The 15731-nt window shown below is 46.6% G+C and carries 17 protein-coding genes and 1 pseudogene; 10 read left to right on the forward strand and 8 right to left on the reverse strand.

Features of this window, described 5'->3' with window-relative positions:
- From P5683_RS17080 to P5683_RS17115, 8 genes and pseudogenes are all read right to left on the reverse strand, one after another.
- A pseudogene (locus P5683_RS17080) lies at window positions 1-176 on the reverse strand (RNA-guided endonuclease TnpB family protein); the annotation flags it as partial.
- Between the two features lie 96 nt (window positions 177-272).
- Window positions 273-437: a PQ-loop domain-containing transporter gene (locus P5683_RS17085; protein WP_046318632.1), complete on the reverse strand. Its 165-nt coding sequence runs from the start codon at window positions 435-437 to the stop codon at window positions 273-275.
- 107 nt (window positions 438-544) lie between these two features.
- On the reverse strand, window positions 545-664 hold the full coding sequence (locus P5683_RS17090) for a photosystem II reaction center protein J (RefSeq protein WP_006616836.1): 120 nt from the start codon (window positions 662-664) through the stop codon (window positions 545-547).
- A gap of 78 nt (window positions 665-742) precedes the next feature.
- Entirely contained in the window at window positions 743-862 is a 120-nt protein-coding gene (locus P5683_RS17095) for a photosystem II reaction center protein L (RefSeq protein ID WP_006616835.1), read from the reverse strand.
- A gap of 9 nt (window positions 863-871) precedes the next feature.
- Window positions 872-1006, reverse strand: a complete 135-nt coding sequence (psbF, locus tag P5683_RS17100) for a cytochrome b559 subunit beta (RefSeq protein ID WP_006616834.1) — start codon at window positions 1004-1006, stop codon at window positions 872-874.
- A gap of 20 nt (window positions 1007-1026) precedes the next feature.
- On the reverse strand, window positions 1027-1275 hold the full coding sequence (psbE, locus tag P5683_RS17105; RefSeq protein WP_006623155.1) for a cytochrome b559 subunit alpha: 249 nt from the start codon (window positions 1273-1275) through the stop codon (window positions 1027-1029).
- Between the two features lie 119 nt (window positions 1276-1394).
- Entirely contained in the window at window positions 1395-2399 is a 1005-nt protein-coding gene (locus tag P5683_RS17110; protein WP_006670545.1) for a photosynthesis system II assembly factor Ycf48, read from the reverse strand.
- Window positions 2400-2422: 23 nt separating this feature from the next.
- Window positions 2423-2758, reverse strand: coding sequence for a rubredoxin (locus tag P5683_RS17115; protein ID WP_035759049.1), 336 nt, complete (start codon window positions 2756-2758; stop codon window positions 2423-2425).
- 77 nt (window positions 2759-2835) lie between these two features.
- On the opposite strand from P5683_RS17115, the gene P5683_RS17120 reads away from it, so the two are divergent.
- The 10 genes from P5683_RS17120 (at window position 2836) to P5683_RS17165 (ending at window position 15560) form a co-directional block, all read left to right on the forward strand.
- Complete coding sequence (locus tag P5683_RS17120; protein ID WP_315640644.1) at window positions 2836-3045, forward strand: hypothetical protein; 210 nt, start codon at window positions 2836-2838, stop codon at window positions 3043-3045.
- Window positions 3046-3195: 150 nt separating this feature from the next.
- A complete protein-coding gene (gene ndhC / locus P5683_RS17125) occupies window positions 3196-3558 on the forward strand; it encodes a photosynthetic/respiratory NAD(P)H-quinone oxidoreductase subunit C (protein WP_006616830.1) in 363 nt (120 codons plus the stop codon).
- A gap of 25 nt (window positions 3559-3583) precedes the next feature.
- On the forward strand, window positions 3584-4309 hold the full coding sequence (gene ndhK / locus P5683_RS17130) for a photosynthetic/respiratory NAD(P)H-quinone oxidoreductase subunit K (RefSeq protein ID WP_006623158.1): 726 nt from the start codon (window positions 3584-3586) through the stop codon (window positions 4307-4309).
- A complete protein-coding gene (locus tag P5683_RS17135) occupies window positions 4302-4811 on the forward strand; it encodes an NAD(P)H-quinone oxidoreductase subunit J (RefSeq protein WP_006623159.1) in 510 nt (169 codons plus the stop codon). Before ndhK ends, P5683_RS17135 begins: the two co-directional genes overlap by 8 nt.
- A gap of 321 nt (window positions 4812-5132) precedes the next feature.
- Window positions 5133-6674 carry an SdrD B-like domain-containing protein gene (locus P5683_RS17140; protein ID WP_193520736.1) on the forward strand — a complete coding sequence of 514 codons (1542 nt, stop codon included), beginning with the start codon at window positions 5133-5135 and terminating at the stop codon, window positions 6672-6674.
- 239 nt (window positions 6675-6913) lie between these two features.
- Window positions 6914-8179, forward strand: a complete 1266-nt coding sequence (locus tag P5683_RS17145; RefSeq protein ID WP_008055480.1) for a pitrilysin family protein — start codon at window positions 6914-6916, stop codon at window positions 8177-8179.
- A 321-nt stretch (window positions 8180-8500) separates the two neighbouring features.
- Window positions 8501-10870 carry a phosphoribosylformylglycinamidine synthase subunit PurL gene (purL, locus tag P5683_RS17150; RefSeq protein WP_039933218.1) on the forward strand — a complete coding sequence of 790 codons (2370 nt, stop codon included), beginning with the start codon at window positions 8501-8503 and terminating at the stop codon, window positions 10868-10870.
- A 152-nt stretch (window positions 10871-11022) separates the two neighbouring features.
- A complete protein-coding gene (gene purF / locus P5683_RS17155) occupies window positions 11023-12504 on the forward strand; it encodes an amidophosphoribosyltransferase (RefSeq protein WP_046318608.1) in 1482 nt (493 codons plus the stop codon).
- A 66-nt stretch (window positions 12505-12570) separates the two neighbouring features.
- Complete coding sequence (gene lnt / locus P5683_RS17160; RefSeq protein ID WP_006618470.1) at window positions 12571-14184, forward strand: apolipoprotein N-acyltransferase; 1614 nt, start codon at window positions 12571-12573, stop codon at window positions 14182-14184.
- Between the two features lie 143 nt (window positions 14185-14327).
- The gene (locus tag P5683_RS17165) at window positions 14328-15560 is read left to right on the forward strand and encodes a type IV pilus twitching motility protein PilT (RefSeq protein WP_193520739.1); all 1233 of its coding nucleotides are present in this window, start codon (window positions 14328-14330) and stop codon (window positions 15558-15560) included.
- Window positions 15561-15731 lie beyond the last annotated feature (171 nt).

Below are 15731 nucleotides of genomic sequence, written 5' to 3' on the forward strand. Positions count from 1 at the left end.
GGAAAAGTTGCTGCCAGCACCGCACAGTATTTGTTCAAATCGTACTTATTCTTTTTAGGATTATCCATCCAATAGCGCAAACAGCTATTGCGGACAAACTGCGCTGTACGAATGGCTTCAGCTACTGCGATGAACTGGCTTGATTTTCCGTAGGTTTTGAACTCAAAAACTAGCATGGCTCTACCTCCTATCTTATGCTAACGCCATCAGCACAAAACATTCGATATTGCCACAAAAATTTACAATTAAAGCCGTCCTAGAAGGACGGGGTTTTAGACCCAGTTTCTTGATAAAAATACCCCCGTACAGAAAATTACGAACATTCCCAGGGAGACATCACGGGTTGATTTAGTTTTCCAGGTTTTAATTGCTTGGGGAAGAAATGCAATAGTCGTCAGCATCCCCGCTAATAGCCCAATTCCAGTAATTGTGTTCATAAATTGATGAGCCAGTCCTGTGCTTAATTCAATAAAAATCCCACCCAAAACGAGTGGGATATTATCAACACTTGAGTATTAACACTCAGATTTTATGGTTCTTAAAATTAGAGTGCAGAACCCACACCGACGTAAGCCCCATAGAAAAACAGACCAACCACAACCAGAACACCAGTTCCGGCTACCGTGGCGATTAACCAAAGGGGAAGTTTAGCATCTCCAGACACAGCTTTATACCTCTCTATTCAAAATTGAAATTACTGGGGAAAAGGGTAAATATCTCCAAGGTATAATGGTACTTCTAGTTAGTTAAAGAAATAACTAGAAAACAGGATACCCAGGACAAAAATCAACAGCAAGCCCAGATACAGAGAGGTTCTGTTCAGTTCAACAGGCTGCTTATTGGGGTTACGACTACGATCCATGTATGTCTCCTATCGTTGAATAAACTGCATAGCGGCGATCGCACCCAGGAAGAAAACTGTAGGAACAGCCAGGGTGTGTACAGCCAACCAGCGAACCGTAAAAATCGGATAAGTTATCGGTTGGTTTTGATTTGCATTCGTCATGTTTTTAAGTTCTCCTGGATCTACTTACCAATAAATTGATCAATTTGTGTCTTGCTATCTTGGCGTTCAGTGATAATCGGTAGTTCCTGGCGCTCTTGAGTAAAATACTCATTAGGGCGAGGTGTACCAAAAGCATCATAAGCCAATCCGGTGCTGACAAATAACCATCCAGCAATAAACAAAGCCGGAATTGTCAGACTATGAATCACCCAATAACGGACACTTGTAATAATGTCACCAAACGGACGCTCACCAGTAGTACCTGCCATTTAAGTCTCTCCTGTTAACAAATCCACAACTTACAGACTCTCAATCATATTATAATAGGGTAGAGAGTCACTGATAACAAGCCAATTTTACCAACATTTTTTAAAGGCTGGTTTTGCTCTCAACTAGATGCTGAGGTGTTTCCGGTGTATCTAAGTAATGTTCCCCGTTGACCGAGTATAAATCCCCGTTCAGGACTGATAAACTCAATGCGGTAAAAATTCGAGGGAATATCTTCAACTTCCCTATCTTTTTGCCAGGCTTCACCCCCATCAAAACTACAGAGAAGGTTTCCACTACCGCCAGCGACCCAAATCTCCTCTGGGGTACGATAAGCCAAATCGAGTAATCCCCAACTGGTGGAAAACTCTGGCTTAATAGGATCACTCCACTCTTCAGGATCATTAGGATCGCTAAATCGGATTTCACCGCCGCGCGCTAACATCCACAGGCGGTTATCCTGACCAAAGCCAATTTTTTCTAGGCGTTTAGAACTATAGCGAATGTGGGGAGTCCAAGAGGTCTGTCCCGGTTCCCAAGTCGAGTAAAAATTACCCTTAGCCGAAACGGTAACATATTCGCCTTGTTCCGAGCGAGACAAGCTGCGAATCACCCCCACAGCATCTTCTACCATAGCTTGCCAAGTTTTACCGCCATCTTTAGTTTGATAGATGGCTCCGACATTAGTAGTCATTTCCGCCGCACTAGGTCCGAGGGCGACAATATTATTAGGAGCGCCGGGGAGTTTATTGCTGAGGGCGATGCGAGTCCAGGACTTACCGCCATCAGTGCTATGGAGAAGTACAGAAGGCTCACCGACAATCCATCCCTCCGAGCCACTAAAGCTAACAGAGGTCAGCAGAAGATTAGGTTCATCGAGATCTAGCTGTTTAGTTTCCCAGGTCTTACCCCCATCGTAAGTTTCTAACAAAGTGGCATTGCTACCGACAATCCAACCATGATCGGAGTTATCGACAAAATCGATATCAAATAACTTGGCATCTGTAGCCACCGGGACTAATTCCCAAGGATTATAGCTAACATCTGGCAGATAGTCACAACTTGCACAGAACAAAGCCACAGCTATCAAAATCGCCAATTTTTTCAAAAATTTAGGGAACTGCATTTGATTCAATCTGGTTAAATCCCTTAACGTAAACCATACAAACTAATAAAAAACAGAAATGCCAAAGCCAGCCCGCCAAAAATGAGAAGACTTTTCTGTTGAGAGGTTAGGGTATTGACTCCCAGACCAAACCCGAGATTCTCCTCAAATCCAGACGGACCGGAGGAGGAGCCAATATTCCTAAATTGGCTACGGGGCGCACCGCAAACGGGACAACGCCACCTAGCTGGCAGATCTTCAAATTCAGTACCTGGGGGAATATTGCCTGTAGAACTGCCTTTGGAGGGTTCATAGACGTAACCGCAGGCGTTACATTCATATCGGTCTGGGGATTTGACTTCAGTGGCTGGCTCACTCATAGTACGGACGGTCGGGGAGTTAATTATTAAAAGTCTATTACATAATATTACAGAACCTGACAAAGTTAAATCAATCTGTGGCGATCGCCCAAAATCCTCGAAATCCCCAAAATCCCCAAAATCCTCGAAATCCCCAAAATCCCCAAAATCCTCGAAATCCCCAAAATCCCCAAAATACCCAAAATACCCAAAATACCCAAAATACCCAAAATACCCAAAAATCTCAACAGTCCCCAAAATCCCCAAAATCCCCAAAAGCCAGTCAACAGGTTCAGCCCTGTTGGTAAGGGCGATAATCGCGGATTTCTGTTAAGATCCAACGAGAGCGATCGCGATCATCTAGTCCCACTGAACCGATCAGATCTTTGATTTATCGGTACAAGTGATCCAATAATATAAAGAACCGGTTACCAAAACTATAACTCTGCTGATCTACTGTGTTTTTTCTGAACGGTTACGAATATTTCCTGGGCTTCCTAATCATCTGTAGCCTAGTCCCGATACTAGCTCTAGGAGCCTCCAAAATCCTCCGACCCCAAAGTAGAAGCGCCACTCGTCGCATAACCTACGAGTCTGGCTGTGAACCCATAGGGGGGGCTTGGATTCAATTCAACATCCGCTACTATATGTTTGCCCTAGTCTTTGTCATCTTTGATGTAGAGACAGTATTTCTGTACCCCTGGGCGGTAGCATTTCATAGGTTAGGCCTACTAGCCTTCATAGAAGCACTCATCTTTATTACCATCCTAGTCATTGCTTTAGTGTACGCATGGCGCAAGGGTGCGTTGGAATGGTCATAGGTACGGTATTACAGGTTATAAAAATATGACAACTCAAAGTCCTTCACCGAATACAACTATCATCAACCCCATTGAGCGACCCCAGGTAACTGAGGAATTGTCGGAAAATGTGATCCTGACCACGGTTGATGATCTCTACAACTGGGCTAGATTATCTAGTCTGTGGCCGTTGCTCTATGGGACTGCCTGTTGTTTTATTGAATTTGCGGGTCTAATTGGTTCGCGGTTTGACTTCGATCGCTTTGGATTGGTGCCACGGTCTAGCCCCAGACAAGCGGATCTGTTAATTACGGCGGGAACCATCACCATGAAATATTCCCCCATGTTGGTCAGGCTTTACGAACAAATGCCGGAACCCAAATATGTGATTGCTATGGGAGCGTGTACCGTCACCGGGGGAATGTTTAGCATGGACTCCCCCACCGCAGTGCGGGGGGTAGATAAGCTGATCCCGGTAGATGTTTACATCCCCGGCTGTCCTCCTCGCCCAGAAGCGATCATTGATGCGATTATTAAACTACGCAAGAAAATCGCTAACGAATCATTCCAGGAGCGGGGAAATCTCCAACAGACCCATCGCTACTATACGCGATCGCATAATCTGAAAGTAGTCGAACCGATTTTAACCGGGGAATACTTAGAATCAACTACCCGTCAAGTCCCCCCGAAACAACTGACCGAGGCGATCGGGATGCCTGTGCCTCCCGCCCTACAAACCGAACCCATGAAAAAGGAGGAACAGCGTGGCTGAGACCGAAACCGAAGCCCCCATCATTGAAGCCGGACTCGTCTCCCAGTGGTTAAGTCAGAATGGATTTGACCATGAATTTCTGGGTCCCAATCATGTGGGAGTCGAGATGATTAAAGTAGACCGGGATTATTTAATTCCCCTAGCTACTGCCTTATATGCCTATGGTTTCAACTATCTACGGTGTCAGTGTGCCTATGATATGGGACCAGGGGAAGATTTAGTCAGCACCTACCATCTCGCCAAAGTTCAGAACAATGTGGAACAACTAGAGGAAGTTTGCGTCAAAGTTTTCGTTCCCCGAAGCGACCCAAAAGTTCCCTCAGTTTATTGGATTTGGAAGGCAGCGGACTTCCAAGAACGCGAGTCCTATGATATGTATGGTATCGTCTACGAAGGCCATCCTAACCTGAAGCGGATTTTAATGCCAGAAGATTGGGTAGGCTGGCCACTTCGGAAAGACTATATCTCGCCAGACTTCCATGAATTGCAAGATGCGTATTAGTGGATTAGTGGAGTGTTATAGTTTTTTTCAGGTCAGACCATAACCGTTATGGTTGTTGACTGTTAAGAACAGTGGGTAGCCCTAGAGCGCCCACCACTCCCCTGGGGCGGAAATGAGGATGTCCCCCATTCACAACCCAATTGCAATCTTTCTCAAAAGTCTGGTATATTTTCTTAGGCTCATGCTGTTATATTCAATGTGGTCTTAAGAATACGCACTCAGAGCAAGCGAGTGTATTCTGTTGGGATTAAGTCAAGGAACATAGACTTGATCTTGCAAAAACTGTCTTAGTCCAACATTTTGGTGGAGGAGTTCAAGCTAATGTCAAACCTTACAGGTACTAGTTTTATAGATGTCAACCGCACTGGCGTATTCGATCCTGGTGATCTGCCAATAGCTAATGCTGCGGTATTCACAGATTTGCCGCCTTTTGATGGTATATACCAACCGGATCAAGGTGAACGGAGCGCCATTACTGGTCAGGATGGCAGCTTTGTAATCACTGATTTACAGACTTTAGGAGCCGGTACTCCGTTCCAACTGCAACAAATCCCTCCTGCTGATGGTAGTGTCAGCAGTCCTGGGAACAACCTACCCCTCCCTTTCACCGTTCCCGCCGATCCGACCCAGAACATAGGCCCAGTTGCCATTGCTAACTTGCCTCCCGATGTCCCTGTACCTTCAGTTCCCCCCATTACCAGCAAGGGTAACATCCAAGGTCGGACTTTCGTAGATAACAATGTTGATGGCATCTTTAATCTTGACGAACCTGTTGTCGGTGGTATTCCTCTGTTCCTTGACTTAGACGGTAACGGAGCCTGGACAGCCAACGAACCTATTACAGTAAGCCGTCCCGATGGTTCTTATTCCTTCAATAATCTGACTCCGGGAACCTACCAACTGCGGCCCCTATTGCCTGGGAACGACGTACCCCCAGGATTAGGTGGTGTAACTAGCTTTGCAGATAGATTAGTTGCCACTAATGATGATCCAAAATTAGTTAACGTTTCAGCCGGTGCTGTTACCTTCCAGGACTTGGGCTATGTAGTTCCCGGAAGCATCTACGGTTTCGTAGTTTCCGACTTAAACAGTAACGGTGTTGCCGATCCCGGAGAAGCAGGTATCCCTGGCATTACGGTGTCTGGCGGCGGAAGAACTGCGGTTACAGATGCCAATGGTTTCTACATCCTTGATGTAGATGCGAGATTCCCCACCTTCTCGGATGCGGAGTTAGCCCAAAATCCCTACCTACACTATGTACTTTCCAACGAGCCTGGGTTGTTGACAGAAAGTTTTGCAGTCGAGGTGGTTAATCCTCCTGGTAACTTGGTAGCTACCGGACCTGATCCTGATTTTGATGTGGCTTTGGGTCGTGGTGGAGCCGCACAAAAGAACTTTTTCTTTAACGTTCCCCCCAGCCTGGTGGGAGGTCCTGGAGTTCCAGATAGTATCACTGGCTTTGTGTTCACCGATGTTAACATTGACAGTGCCTACCAAGTTGGTGAACCCCTCCTGGAAGGTGTAACCGTTTACCTGGATCTGAATAAAGACGGACAGTTAAACAGCGGTCCCCTGCGTGACCCAGTAACTGGGGCTGTGATTCTGGATCCTAACGGCAACCCATTCCCGGCTGAACCCAGTACAGTAACTGGCCCTGGCGGTAATTTTGGCTTCTTTAATGTCTCCCGCTGGTTGCCCTTTATCGAACCTGGGGATGTTGAATTTCAGGTCCGGGTGGAAGCACCTGCTTCGTTGCCTTTCGTCACCACTCCCGATGTATCAATCTCTGGTGAAGGGTTGGGAGTTTTGGCGGAAGTGGGCGCATCTGGCGTAGCCTTCGGTATGTCCCAGTTCCCCGTTTAGCTTCTCGCGGAGAAGCCCCGCGCTGTAGTTTTCGATTCAGGGTCGGGTAGTTCACGCGCAGTATTCTGGCAGCGTTGCTGATTCAGGAGTCAAAATAGGCGTAAAAATATAATGGCGAACATCCCAGGCAGAAGGTTGGCTTGGGATGTTTTTTGTTTTGTATCAAAATACTCAATTTTTGTGGTAAGGAGGTATTATTATATAGCGAGAGGGTTAACGGGGGTTTAAAAGATTAAAAGTTGTCTAAACTGTCAACGATCGCAACGTTTCCCGCTAATGTCTTCACCCTAGACAATGGTTTAACCGTCATTCATCAGGAAATTCCAGCTACACCGGTGGTCGTGGTAGATGTTTGGGTTAGGGCGGGAGCCACAAGAGAGCCAGAGCTTTGGTCGGGGATGGCTCATTTTCTGGAGCACATGATTTTTAAGGGGACTGAAAAAATCGCCCCCGGTTTGTTCGACTGGGTAATTGAAAGCCGAGGGGGGGTGGCTAATGCAGCTACAAGCCACGACTATGCCCATTTTTTCATTACCAGCGCCGCCCAGTATTTAGAGGAAACCCTGTCTCCGCTGGCTGATTTACTGCTGCACGCGGCGATACCTGATGATGAGTTTGTGCGAGAACGTTCGGTGGTGTTAGAAGAACTGCGCCAATCTCAGGATAGCCCAGATTGGATAGAGTTTCAAGCGATGATGGAAACTCTCTATGGTAATCATCCCTATGGGCGATCGGTTTTGGGGACGGAAGCGACTCTGATGCCGCGAACTCCTGACGAAATGCGGCAGTTTCATCGCTGTCACTACCAACCGGAAAATATGGCGGTAGTGATTGTTGGGGGAGTCTCGGAAAAGCGATCGCAAGATTTAGTTTCGGAGGCTTTTGGTTCATTTTACCACCGGGAAGAATGCCCGATCACAAACGGTTATCATCAACCCCAACTTAGGGGTATCCTGCATGAGGAACTACTACTACCTAATGTAGAACAACCTCGGATAACTATGGCTTGGTCAGGACCTGGGGTTGAAAACATACGACATGGCTACGGACTAGACCTAATCTCAGTTTTATTAGCAGAGGGGAGAACTTCTCGCCTAGTGCAATTATTACGGGAAGATAGACAGCTAGTAGACTGTATCAGTAGCGGTTTCTCCCTACAGCGGGAGTCGAGTCTATTTACGATTAATGCGTGTTTAGATATTGACAATATCGAAGAAGTTGAACACCTAATCTGCGAGTGTTTAGCGAATTTAGCAGCAACTCCGATGTCGTCAGCGGAACTCGATCGCTGTAAGCGTTTACTGTGTAATGACTACGCCTTCTCAACGGAAACACCGGGACAATTAGCGGGTTTATATGGCTATTATTTCACAGTAGCGAAACCAGAGATTTCGGTAAGTTATCCCCACCAAATCAAATCCCTAGAAGCGGAGGAATTACAGGAGATTGCGAAAACTTACCTGAGCCAGGAACGATATGCGATGACTGTAGTGAAGCCCATATAATTAATAATTAATAATTAATAATTAATAATTAATAATTAATAATTAATTGTAGGTGGGGTGAAACCCAACAGAGTAGGTTGGGTGAAGTAGGTTGGGTGAAACCCAACAGAGTAGTTAATAATTAATAATTAATAATTAATAATTAATAATTAATTGTAGGTGGGGTGAAACCCAACAGAGTAGGTTGGGTAAAGTAGGTTGGGTGAAACCCAACAGAGTAGGTTGGGTAAAGGGCAGGGAAAGCGAAGTCCATGGGATTGATTGATGATGTAATTTAGGCTTATGATGTTTGGTTGTAGTCCTGACCGAGCGATCGCCACTATGTCCATGATTGCGGAATCCCCATTTAGTCCCGAAGAAATAGCCTCAGAAGGCTTAAAACCCGAAGAGTATGAGGAAATCTACCAAAGACTAGGCAGACACCCCAACAAAGCCGAATTAGGGATGTTTGGGGTAATGTGGAGTGAACATTGCTGCTACAAAAATTCTCGCCCTCTCCTGAGCCAATTTCCCACCAGTGGCGATCGCATTCTTGTCGGTCCAGGAGAAAACGCCGGAGTAGTAGACTTTGGGGACGGTATCCACCTAGCCTTCAAAATAGAATCCCATAATCATCCCAGTGCGATCGAACCATTCCAAGGAGCAGCCACCGGAGTGGGGGGAATTTTGCGGGATATTTTCACCATGGGAGCGCGTCCGATCGCCGTACTCAACGCCCTGCGATTCGGTTCCCTAGAAGACCCCAAGACCCAGCCAATTTTACTGGGAGTAGTGGCCGGAATTTCCAACTATGGTAACTGTTTTGGAGTCCCAACCGTGGGGGGAGATGTATATTTTGACAGCTATTATAGCGGCAACCCCCTAGTGAACGCCATGGCGATCGGCATCATGGAAACCCCAGAGATAGTTAAATCCGGTGCTGCTGGTATTGGTAACCCAGTGCTGTATGTAGGTTCAACCACCGGAAGGGACGGAATGGGAGGCGCAAGTTTTGCAAGTAGCGAACTCAGCGAAGAGTCCATAGCCGATCGCCCTGCTGTACAAGTAGGAGACCCATTTTTAGAAAAATCCCTAGTCGAAGCCTGTTTAGAAGCCTTTAAAACCGGGGCTGTAGTCGCCGCCCAGGACATGGGAGCGGCTGGAATCACCTGTTCCACCTCGGAAATGGCTGCTAAAGGGGGAGTCGGTATCGAACTAGATTTAGACCTAATCCCCGTGCGAGAGACGGGAATGGTCCCTTATGAATATTTATTATCCGAATCCCAGGAGAGAATGTTATTTGTCGTCCACAAAGGACGGGAATCAGAATTAATTGAGATTTTCCATCGTTGGGGACTACAAGCGGTCGTCGCCGGAAAGGTGATTCCAGAAGCGATCGTGCGGATTTTGTTTAAAGGTGAAATCGCCGCCGAAATCCCCTCCACAGCTTTAGCTGATAATACCCCCATTTATCACCGGGAATTGATGTCAGAACCTCCCGAATATGCCCAAACCGCCTGGGCGTGGTCGCCGGAAACTTTACCCGCCACCACAGTATCAGGGATGGAAATAGAAAATCAACTGGTAACTTGGAATCAGGTATTATTGAATCTCTTAGATACCCCATCGATCGCCTCTAAGTCTTGGGTATATCGTCAATATGACCACCAAGTGCAAAATAATACCGTCATTGTACCGGGTGGCGCTGATGCGGCGGTGGTGCGGTTGCGCCCTCAAGAACCCATTGGCAATAATCCCGGTAAAATTTGGCCGGGGGTGGCTGCCACTGTTGATTGTAACGCCCGCCATGTCTATCTTGACCCCTACGAAGGCGCTAAGGCTGTGGTTGCAGAGGCGGCGCGGAATTTAAGTTGTGTCGGGGCTGAACCTGTGGCGGTGACGGATAACCTCAATTTTGGTAGCCCGGAACATCCTATTGGTTATTGGCAATTAGCACAAGCCTGTAAGGGCATTTCTGAGGGCTGTAAGGCGTTTTCTACTCCGGTGACGGGGGGGAACGTTTCTCTGTATAACGAGACTCTGGACGCGCAAGGAAAGCCACAGGCAATATATCCGACTCCCGTGGTGGGAATGGTGGGATTATTGCCAGATCCGGCTCTCGCTTGTGGTCAAAGTTGGCAACAACCAGGAGATTTGATTTATCTGTTGGGGGTGACTAATTGGTTGGCTGATGAGGATCATGGTTATATTACCCTGGGAGGATCGGAGTATTTGGCGGTAATACATAATCTGGTGGCGGGTAAGCCTCCTCGGGTCGATTTTGACTTGGAACTAATGGTTCAAAAGGTTTGTCGCCAGGGAATTCGTAACGGTTGGGTGCGATCGGCTCATGATTGCGCTGAGGGAGGCTTGGCGATCGCTTTGGCAGAATGTTGCATTGGCAACCGATTGGGGGCTACCATTAACCTAGGGTTAACCTCAGATCCTTGGCAACGCTGGGATACGATCCTGTTTGGTGAGGGGGGAGCTAGGATTTTGGTTTCCGTTCCTACTCAACACCAGCAGGCTTGGGAGGGTTATCTGCAAGAAATCTGGGTGAGCGATCGCCAATTTTGGCATCACTTGGGTACAGTGACCGCAGTTGACTCGTCTTTGCAAATTCTAGCCGATGATAACACCAGTTTAATTGGGGTTAATGTGGCGGAAATGGCCGATCGCTATAATTATGCGATCGAGCGTCGTCTATCTTAAAATTCCCTCCGGGGGATTTGTTTATCAGCCTATCGGCGATCGCATCTCATTTGCTACCGATATAAGAGATAACTGATAATTGGTAATTGACAGTTATTAACTATCCTATCTCTTGCGGTTTTCACCAACTCAGTTAACATCACAAGATTACCATGATTCCTAATAAGTCCCATGTGACCGATGACCAGTTTCACACCGAGCTAATCCCCGATAAACCAGAGGAAGCCTGCGGTGTGTTTGGGGTTTATGCTCCCGGTCAAGATGTGGCAAAATTAACTTATTTTGGGCTATATGCTCTCCAACATCGAGGTCAGGAGTCAGCCGGAATAGCTACTTTTGAAGGGGAAGATCTGCATTTATATAAAAATATGGGACTGGTTTCCCAAGTATTTAATGAGTCTATTTTACAACAGTTAAAAGGTGATTTAGCCGTAGGTCACACACGCTATTCGACCACTGGCTCTAGTCGCATCGTTAATGCTCAACCTGCGGTTTCCGAAACTAGATTGGGACCTGTGGCTGTCGCTCATAATGGTAACTTAGTTAATACTGCTGAATTGCGGGAGGAAATGAGTAGACGAAAGTTTGATTTTGTCAGCACTACCGACACCGAATTAATTGCTTTGGCGATCGCTTCCGAAATTAATGGCGGTAAGGATTGGTTAGAAGCTAGTATTACCGCTTTTCAAATGTGTGAGGGAGCATATAGTTTGGCTATTGGTACTCCCGTCGGTTTAATGGGAGTCCGAGACCCACACGGAGTCAGACCTTTAGTAATTGGAACTTTGGGAACTAATCCCCAAAGATATGTTTTGGCTTCCGAAACCTGCGGCTTGGATATTATTGGCGCTGAATATCTCCGAGATGTTGAACCGGGAGAATTGGTTTGGATTACTGAACAGGGGATTTCCTCATTCCATTGGAGTCAAAAACCTGCGCGGAAATTGTGTATTTTTGAAATGATTTATTTCTCCCGTCCTGATAGTGTCGTCGAAGGAGAAAGTTTGTATAGTTATCGTATGAGAATTGGTCGGGTTCTGGCGACTGAATCTTCTGTTGATGCTGATATGGTTATTGGAGTACCTGATTCCGGTATCCCAGCAGCGATCGGCTTTTCTCAACAGTCGGGAATTCCTTATGCGGAAGGATTGATTAAAAACCGTTATGTCGGTCGCACCTTTATTCAACCTACCCAAGTTATGCGAGAGTCCGGTATTAAAATGAAGTTGAATACCCTGAAAGATGTCCTGGAAGGAAAACGGGTAATTATGGTTGATGATTCCATTGTTAGGGGGACTACTAGCCGTAAAATTGTTAAGGCTTTACGAGATGCTGGTGCGACTGAAGTACACATGAGAATTTCATCGCCTCCCGTCACTCATCCCTGTTTCTATGGGATTGATACCGATAACCAGGACCAGTTAATTGCGGCGACTAAATCTGTCGCGGAAATTCAAGAACAAATAGGCGTCGATTCTTTGGCTTATCTCAGTTGGGAAGGTATGCTAAATGCTACTAAACAAGACCCCTCGACTTTCTGTTCCGCTTGTTTTACGGGGGATTACCCTATTGATGTACCGGAACCCGTTAAACGCTCTAAATTGATGTTAGAAACGCCTCCGGTTAAAGCCTAAAATGCTCCCCGATTTCATGGTGATTTATGGACTATAACCCCAATTCCGCCAATTATTAACTCCTAGATGAAACTGCTTTCAGTCGAACATTTTAACCTCAAGTTACCCGCTAATTTTAACCTCCGAAAAGTGCGCTATATCTCCCTGTCTCTATTCAGTGGAATATTGATGGGGTTGGCTACCGAACCTCTGGGGTGGTGGCTAGTGGCTTGGGTGGCTTTTGTTCCTCTGTGGGTTATGGTGGTGGAAGCCAAAAGACGGGGACGAATACCCTGGGAAATAACCGCTGGTTGGGGTGTTGGCTATTATGGCTTTTCCCTGTTTTGGATGACCGGAATTCACCCCATGACCAGTCTGGGAGTTCCCTGGTTGGCTAGTTTGGCGATCGCTATATTTTCCTGGGTTTTTATTACCCTCTGGGGAACAGCGATCGTCATCGTTTGGGGATGGTTATTTGCGAAATTAATGCCATTAAATATCGGCGCTAAAACCTCGTTAATTAGAATCCTAATAGGGACGGCTTTATGGTGTGCTTTAGAAGCCGTTTGGAGTGGGGGTCCCCTGTGGTGGTCAACACTCGCTTTAACCCAAAGTTTCGGTAATTTGGTGATTCTCCATTTGGGTCAAATCTCTGGACCTAATACCGTTGTGGCTACTATATTAGTCGTCAATGGGACTGTAGCTGAACTCTGGTTAACACATAAACAGCAGAAATCGTCACTCTATTTAATTCCTGTCGGAATATTTGCGATCGCTCATTTAATCGGATTGAGTCTCTACAATATTCCCCTAAATTCTGACCCCGAAACTTCTCTGAGAGTCGGAGTTATTCAAGGGAATATCCCTAATGAAATTAAACTCAATCCCCAGGGTTTTCGACAGGCTTTAAATGGATACACGCGGGGATATTTAGAATTGGCGGCGCGGGGTGTCGATGCAGTCTTAACCCCCGAAACCGCTTTGCCTTTTGTCTGGAACAGACATGACAGCTATCACTACAATTATAGCTTATATAAGGCGATTTTGCCACAAGGTGTTATAGCTTGGGTGGGGGGATTTGGCGAGACCGAAGGGGGATTAACTAATAGTTTATTTACCATTAATGGTGAAGGGGAAATTATCGGTCAATATGACAAAACTCATTTAGTTCCCCTGGGTGAATATATCCCCTTTGATGCCATTCTGGGAAGGGTCATTAATCGTCTGTCACCCCTGGAAGCGCGGTTAGTCGCCGGGGAAAAACAACAAAAATTTGAGACTGGTTGGGGAAAAGCGATCGCTGGAATTTGCTACGATTCCGCCTTTGCTGACCATTTCCGCCGTCAAGTAGCAGCAGGAGGGGAATTTATCCTAACAGCCTCTAATGATGCTCATTATGCCACTATGATGCTATCACAACATCACGCCCAAGATGTGATGCGCGCCATAGAAGGCGATCGCTGGACAGTTAGGGCTACTAATACAGGTTATTCTGGCATTATCGACCCCCACGGTCGCACCTTATGGATTTCTGGTATCAATACCTACGAAATCCATGACCATATCATTTACCGCCGCCATAGCCAAACCCTTTATGTCCGTTGGGGAGACTGGTTAACTTTCCTTTTACTAGCCATAAGTGCGATCGTCATTTTCTGGAATCGTTTTCTGTCATTAGCGATACCACAAAATAGGCGCTAATATTAATATCATGGTTAGAGCTGATAAATCGCTGCCAATTTCTTCCTTTGTTAGCCTTAGTCACACAGGAAACAAGAATCGGCTAGATTGCCTTTCCGCCGCCAGCTATAGCTAGGCGGTTTCCCAGCTACCGGAGATATTCCATGACACAATCACAACGCCCCCCAGCCCCCCCGCGTCCACCTAGCCCACCTGCACCCCCTCGCCCACCTGCACCGGGCGCTCAGAAAAGTAGCCCTCCACCTGCACCCGCCCAAGCAGCAAGTCCCGTCGCCGTGGGAATTACCAGCAGAGGACCAGGACCTAGCCCCGGACAGCCAACCTTGCGAGAGATTGTCCAACGCGCCGATGAGTTAGGCGCATCTGATGTTCACTTAGGGGTTAATGAAACACCTCGCCTGAGATACCGAGGCGATATGACCCCCCAAGAAGATTGGCCAGTCACAGACCTTAATAGCTTTATGAGTTGGCTACGGGAGGTCTTAACCGATGAGGAAATCCATCAGTTTCAGGAAAACCTAGACTTTGACGGAGCCGCAGATTTAGGCTTTGTGCGGATTCGGATTAGTATTTTTGACTCTCTCAGTGGTCCGGCGATGGTGCTGCGGCTAATTGGTGCTACCATCCTCACCCTAGAACAGTTGAAATTACCCGACGTTTTCAAAAAAATCTGTAACTATCACAAGGGGTTGATGTTGATTACCGGCCCGACGGGTTCAGGTAAGTCTACTACCATGGCCGCGATGATTGATTACATCAATAAAAACTACGCCTATCACATCATCACCATTGAAGACCCGGTGGAGTTTGTACACCAAAGCCGAAAATCCCTGATTAAACACCGGGAAGTTGGACGACATACCCTCAAGTTTTTTAATGCTCTCAAGGGGGCTTTGCGTCAAGACCCTGATATGATGCTGGTGGGGGAAATTCGGGACAAGGAAACCATGCAGATTGCCATTAAAGCTGCATCAACAGGTCACTTGGTAGCTGGAACCCTCCACACTAACAGCGCCATTAAGACCCTAACCCGGGTTTTGGATATGTTCTCGGCTGAGGAACAGTTATCAATTAAAACCGCACTGGGGGAAACTTTGGTCGCAATTATTGCTCAACTGTTGTGTAAGACGACAGATGGCAAGCGGGCCGCCTTCCATGACATCCTCATCAACACCGATGTAATCAAAGAGTATATCATGAAGGATCAGTATGAGGAAATTAACCAGATTATGCTCAAAGATACTTATGAAGGGATGACGACTATGAACAGATCCCTTTATGAATTGTATCAAGAGGGGCGCATCACTGAGGAAATTTGTCTGGATGTGTCGCCTTTCCCCAACGAGATGAGTCAGATGCTACGGGGTAGAGTCTAACAAAAGTGTAAAGTTTTGACCATTAGCCCGAACTCTGAAATACACTATAAATGGTCTAATCTTAAATAAGGTTGCTCTCCTGGGCAACCTGAGTCGTTTTTGGCAAACAGTTATAACTGTCAGCACCCCCGGCTGAAGCACGGGGGCTTCGTGCCCCCCTTTCAGGTAGCA

The sequence above is a fragment of the Limnospira sp. PMC 1279.21 genome (assembly GCF_032349615.1).
In the GTDB taxonomy this organism is placed as follows: Bacteria; Cyanobacteriota; Cyanobacteriia; order Cyanobacteriales; family Microcoleaceae; genus Limnospira; species Limnospira fusiformis.

Excerpts from the sequence above, each read along its gene's own strand:
- lnt (WP_006618470.1), top strand. The coding sequence starts at position 12,571 with ATGAAACTGCTTTCAGTCGAACATTTTAACCTCAAGTTACCCGCTAAT.
- psbF (WP_006616834.1), bottom strand. The coding sequence starts at position 1,006 with ATGACGAATGCAAATCAAAACCAACCGATAACTTATCCGATTTTTACG.
- purL (WP_039933218.1), top strand. The coding sequence starts at position 8,501 with ATGTCCATGATTGCGGAATCCCCATTTAGTCCCGAAGAAATAGCCTCA.
- purF (WP_046318608.1), top strand. The coding sequence starts at position 11,023 with ATGATTCCTAATAAGTCCCATGTGACCGATGACCAGTTTCACACCGAG.
- P5683_RS17095 (WP_006616835.1), bottom strand. The coding sequence starts at position 862 with ATGGATCGTAGTCGTAACCCCAATAAGCAGCCTGTTGAACTGAACAGA.
- ndhK (WP_006623158.1), top strand. The coding sequence starts at position 3,584 with ATGACAACTCAAAGTCCTTCACCGAATACAACTATCATCAACCCCATT.
- P5683_RS17140 (WP_193520736.1), top strand. The coding sequence starts at position 5,133 with ATGTCAAACCTTACAGGTACTAGTTTTATAGATGTCAACCGCACTGGC.
- P5683_RS17115 (WP_035759049.1), bottom strand. The coding sequence starts at position 2,758 with ATGAGTGAGCCAGCCACTGAAGTCAAATCCCCAGACCGATATGAATGT.
- P5683_RS17110 (WP_006670545.1), bottom strand. The coding sequence starts at position 2,399 with ATGCAGTTCCCTAAATTTTTGAAAAAATTGGCGATTTTGATAGCTGTG.
- psbE (WP_006623155.1), bottom strand. The coding sequence starts at position 1,275 with ATGGCAGGTACTACTGGTGAGCGTCCGTTTGGTGACATTATTACAAGT.
- P5683_RS17165 (WP_193520739.1), top strand. The coding sequence starts at position 14,328 with ATGACACAATCACAACGCCCCCCAGCCCCCCCGCGTCCACCTAGCCCA.
- P5683_RS17085 (WP_046318632.1), bottom strand. The coding sequence starts at position 437 with ATGAACACAATTACTGGAATTGGGCTATTAGCGGGGATGCTGACGACT.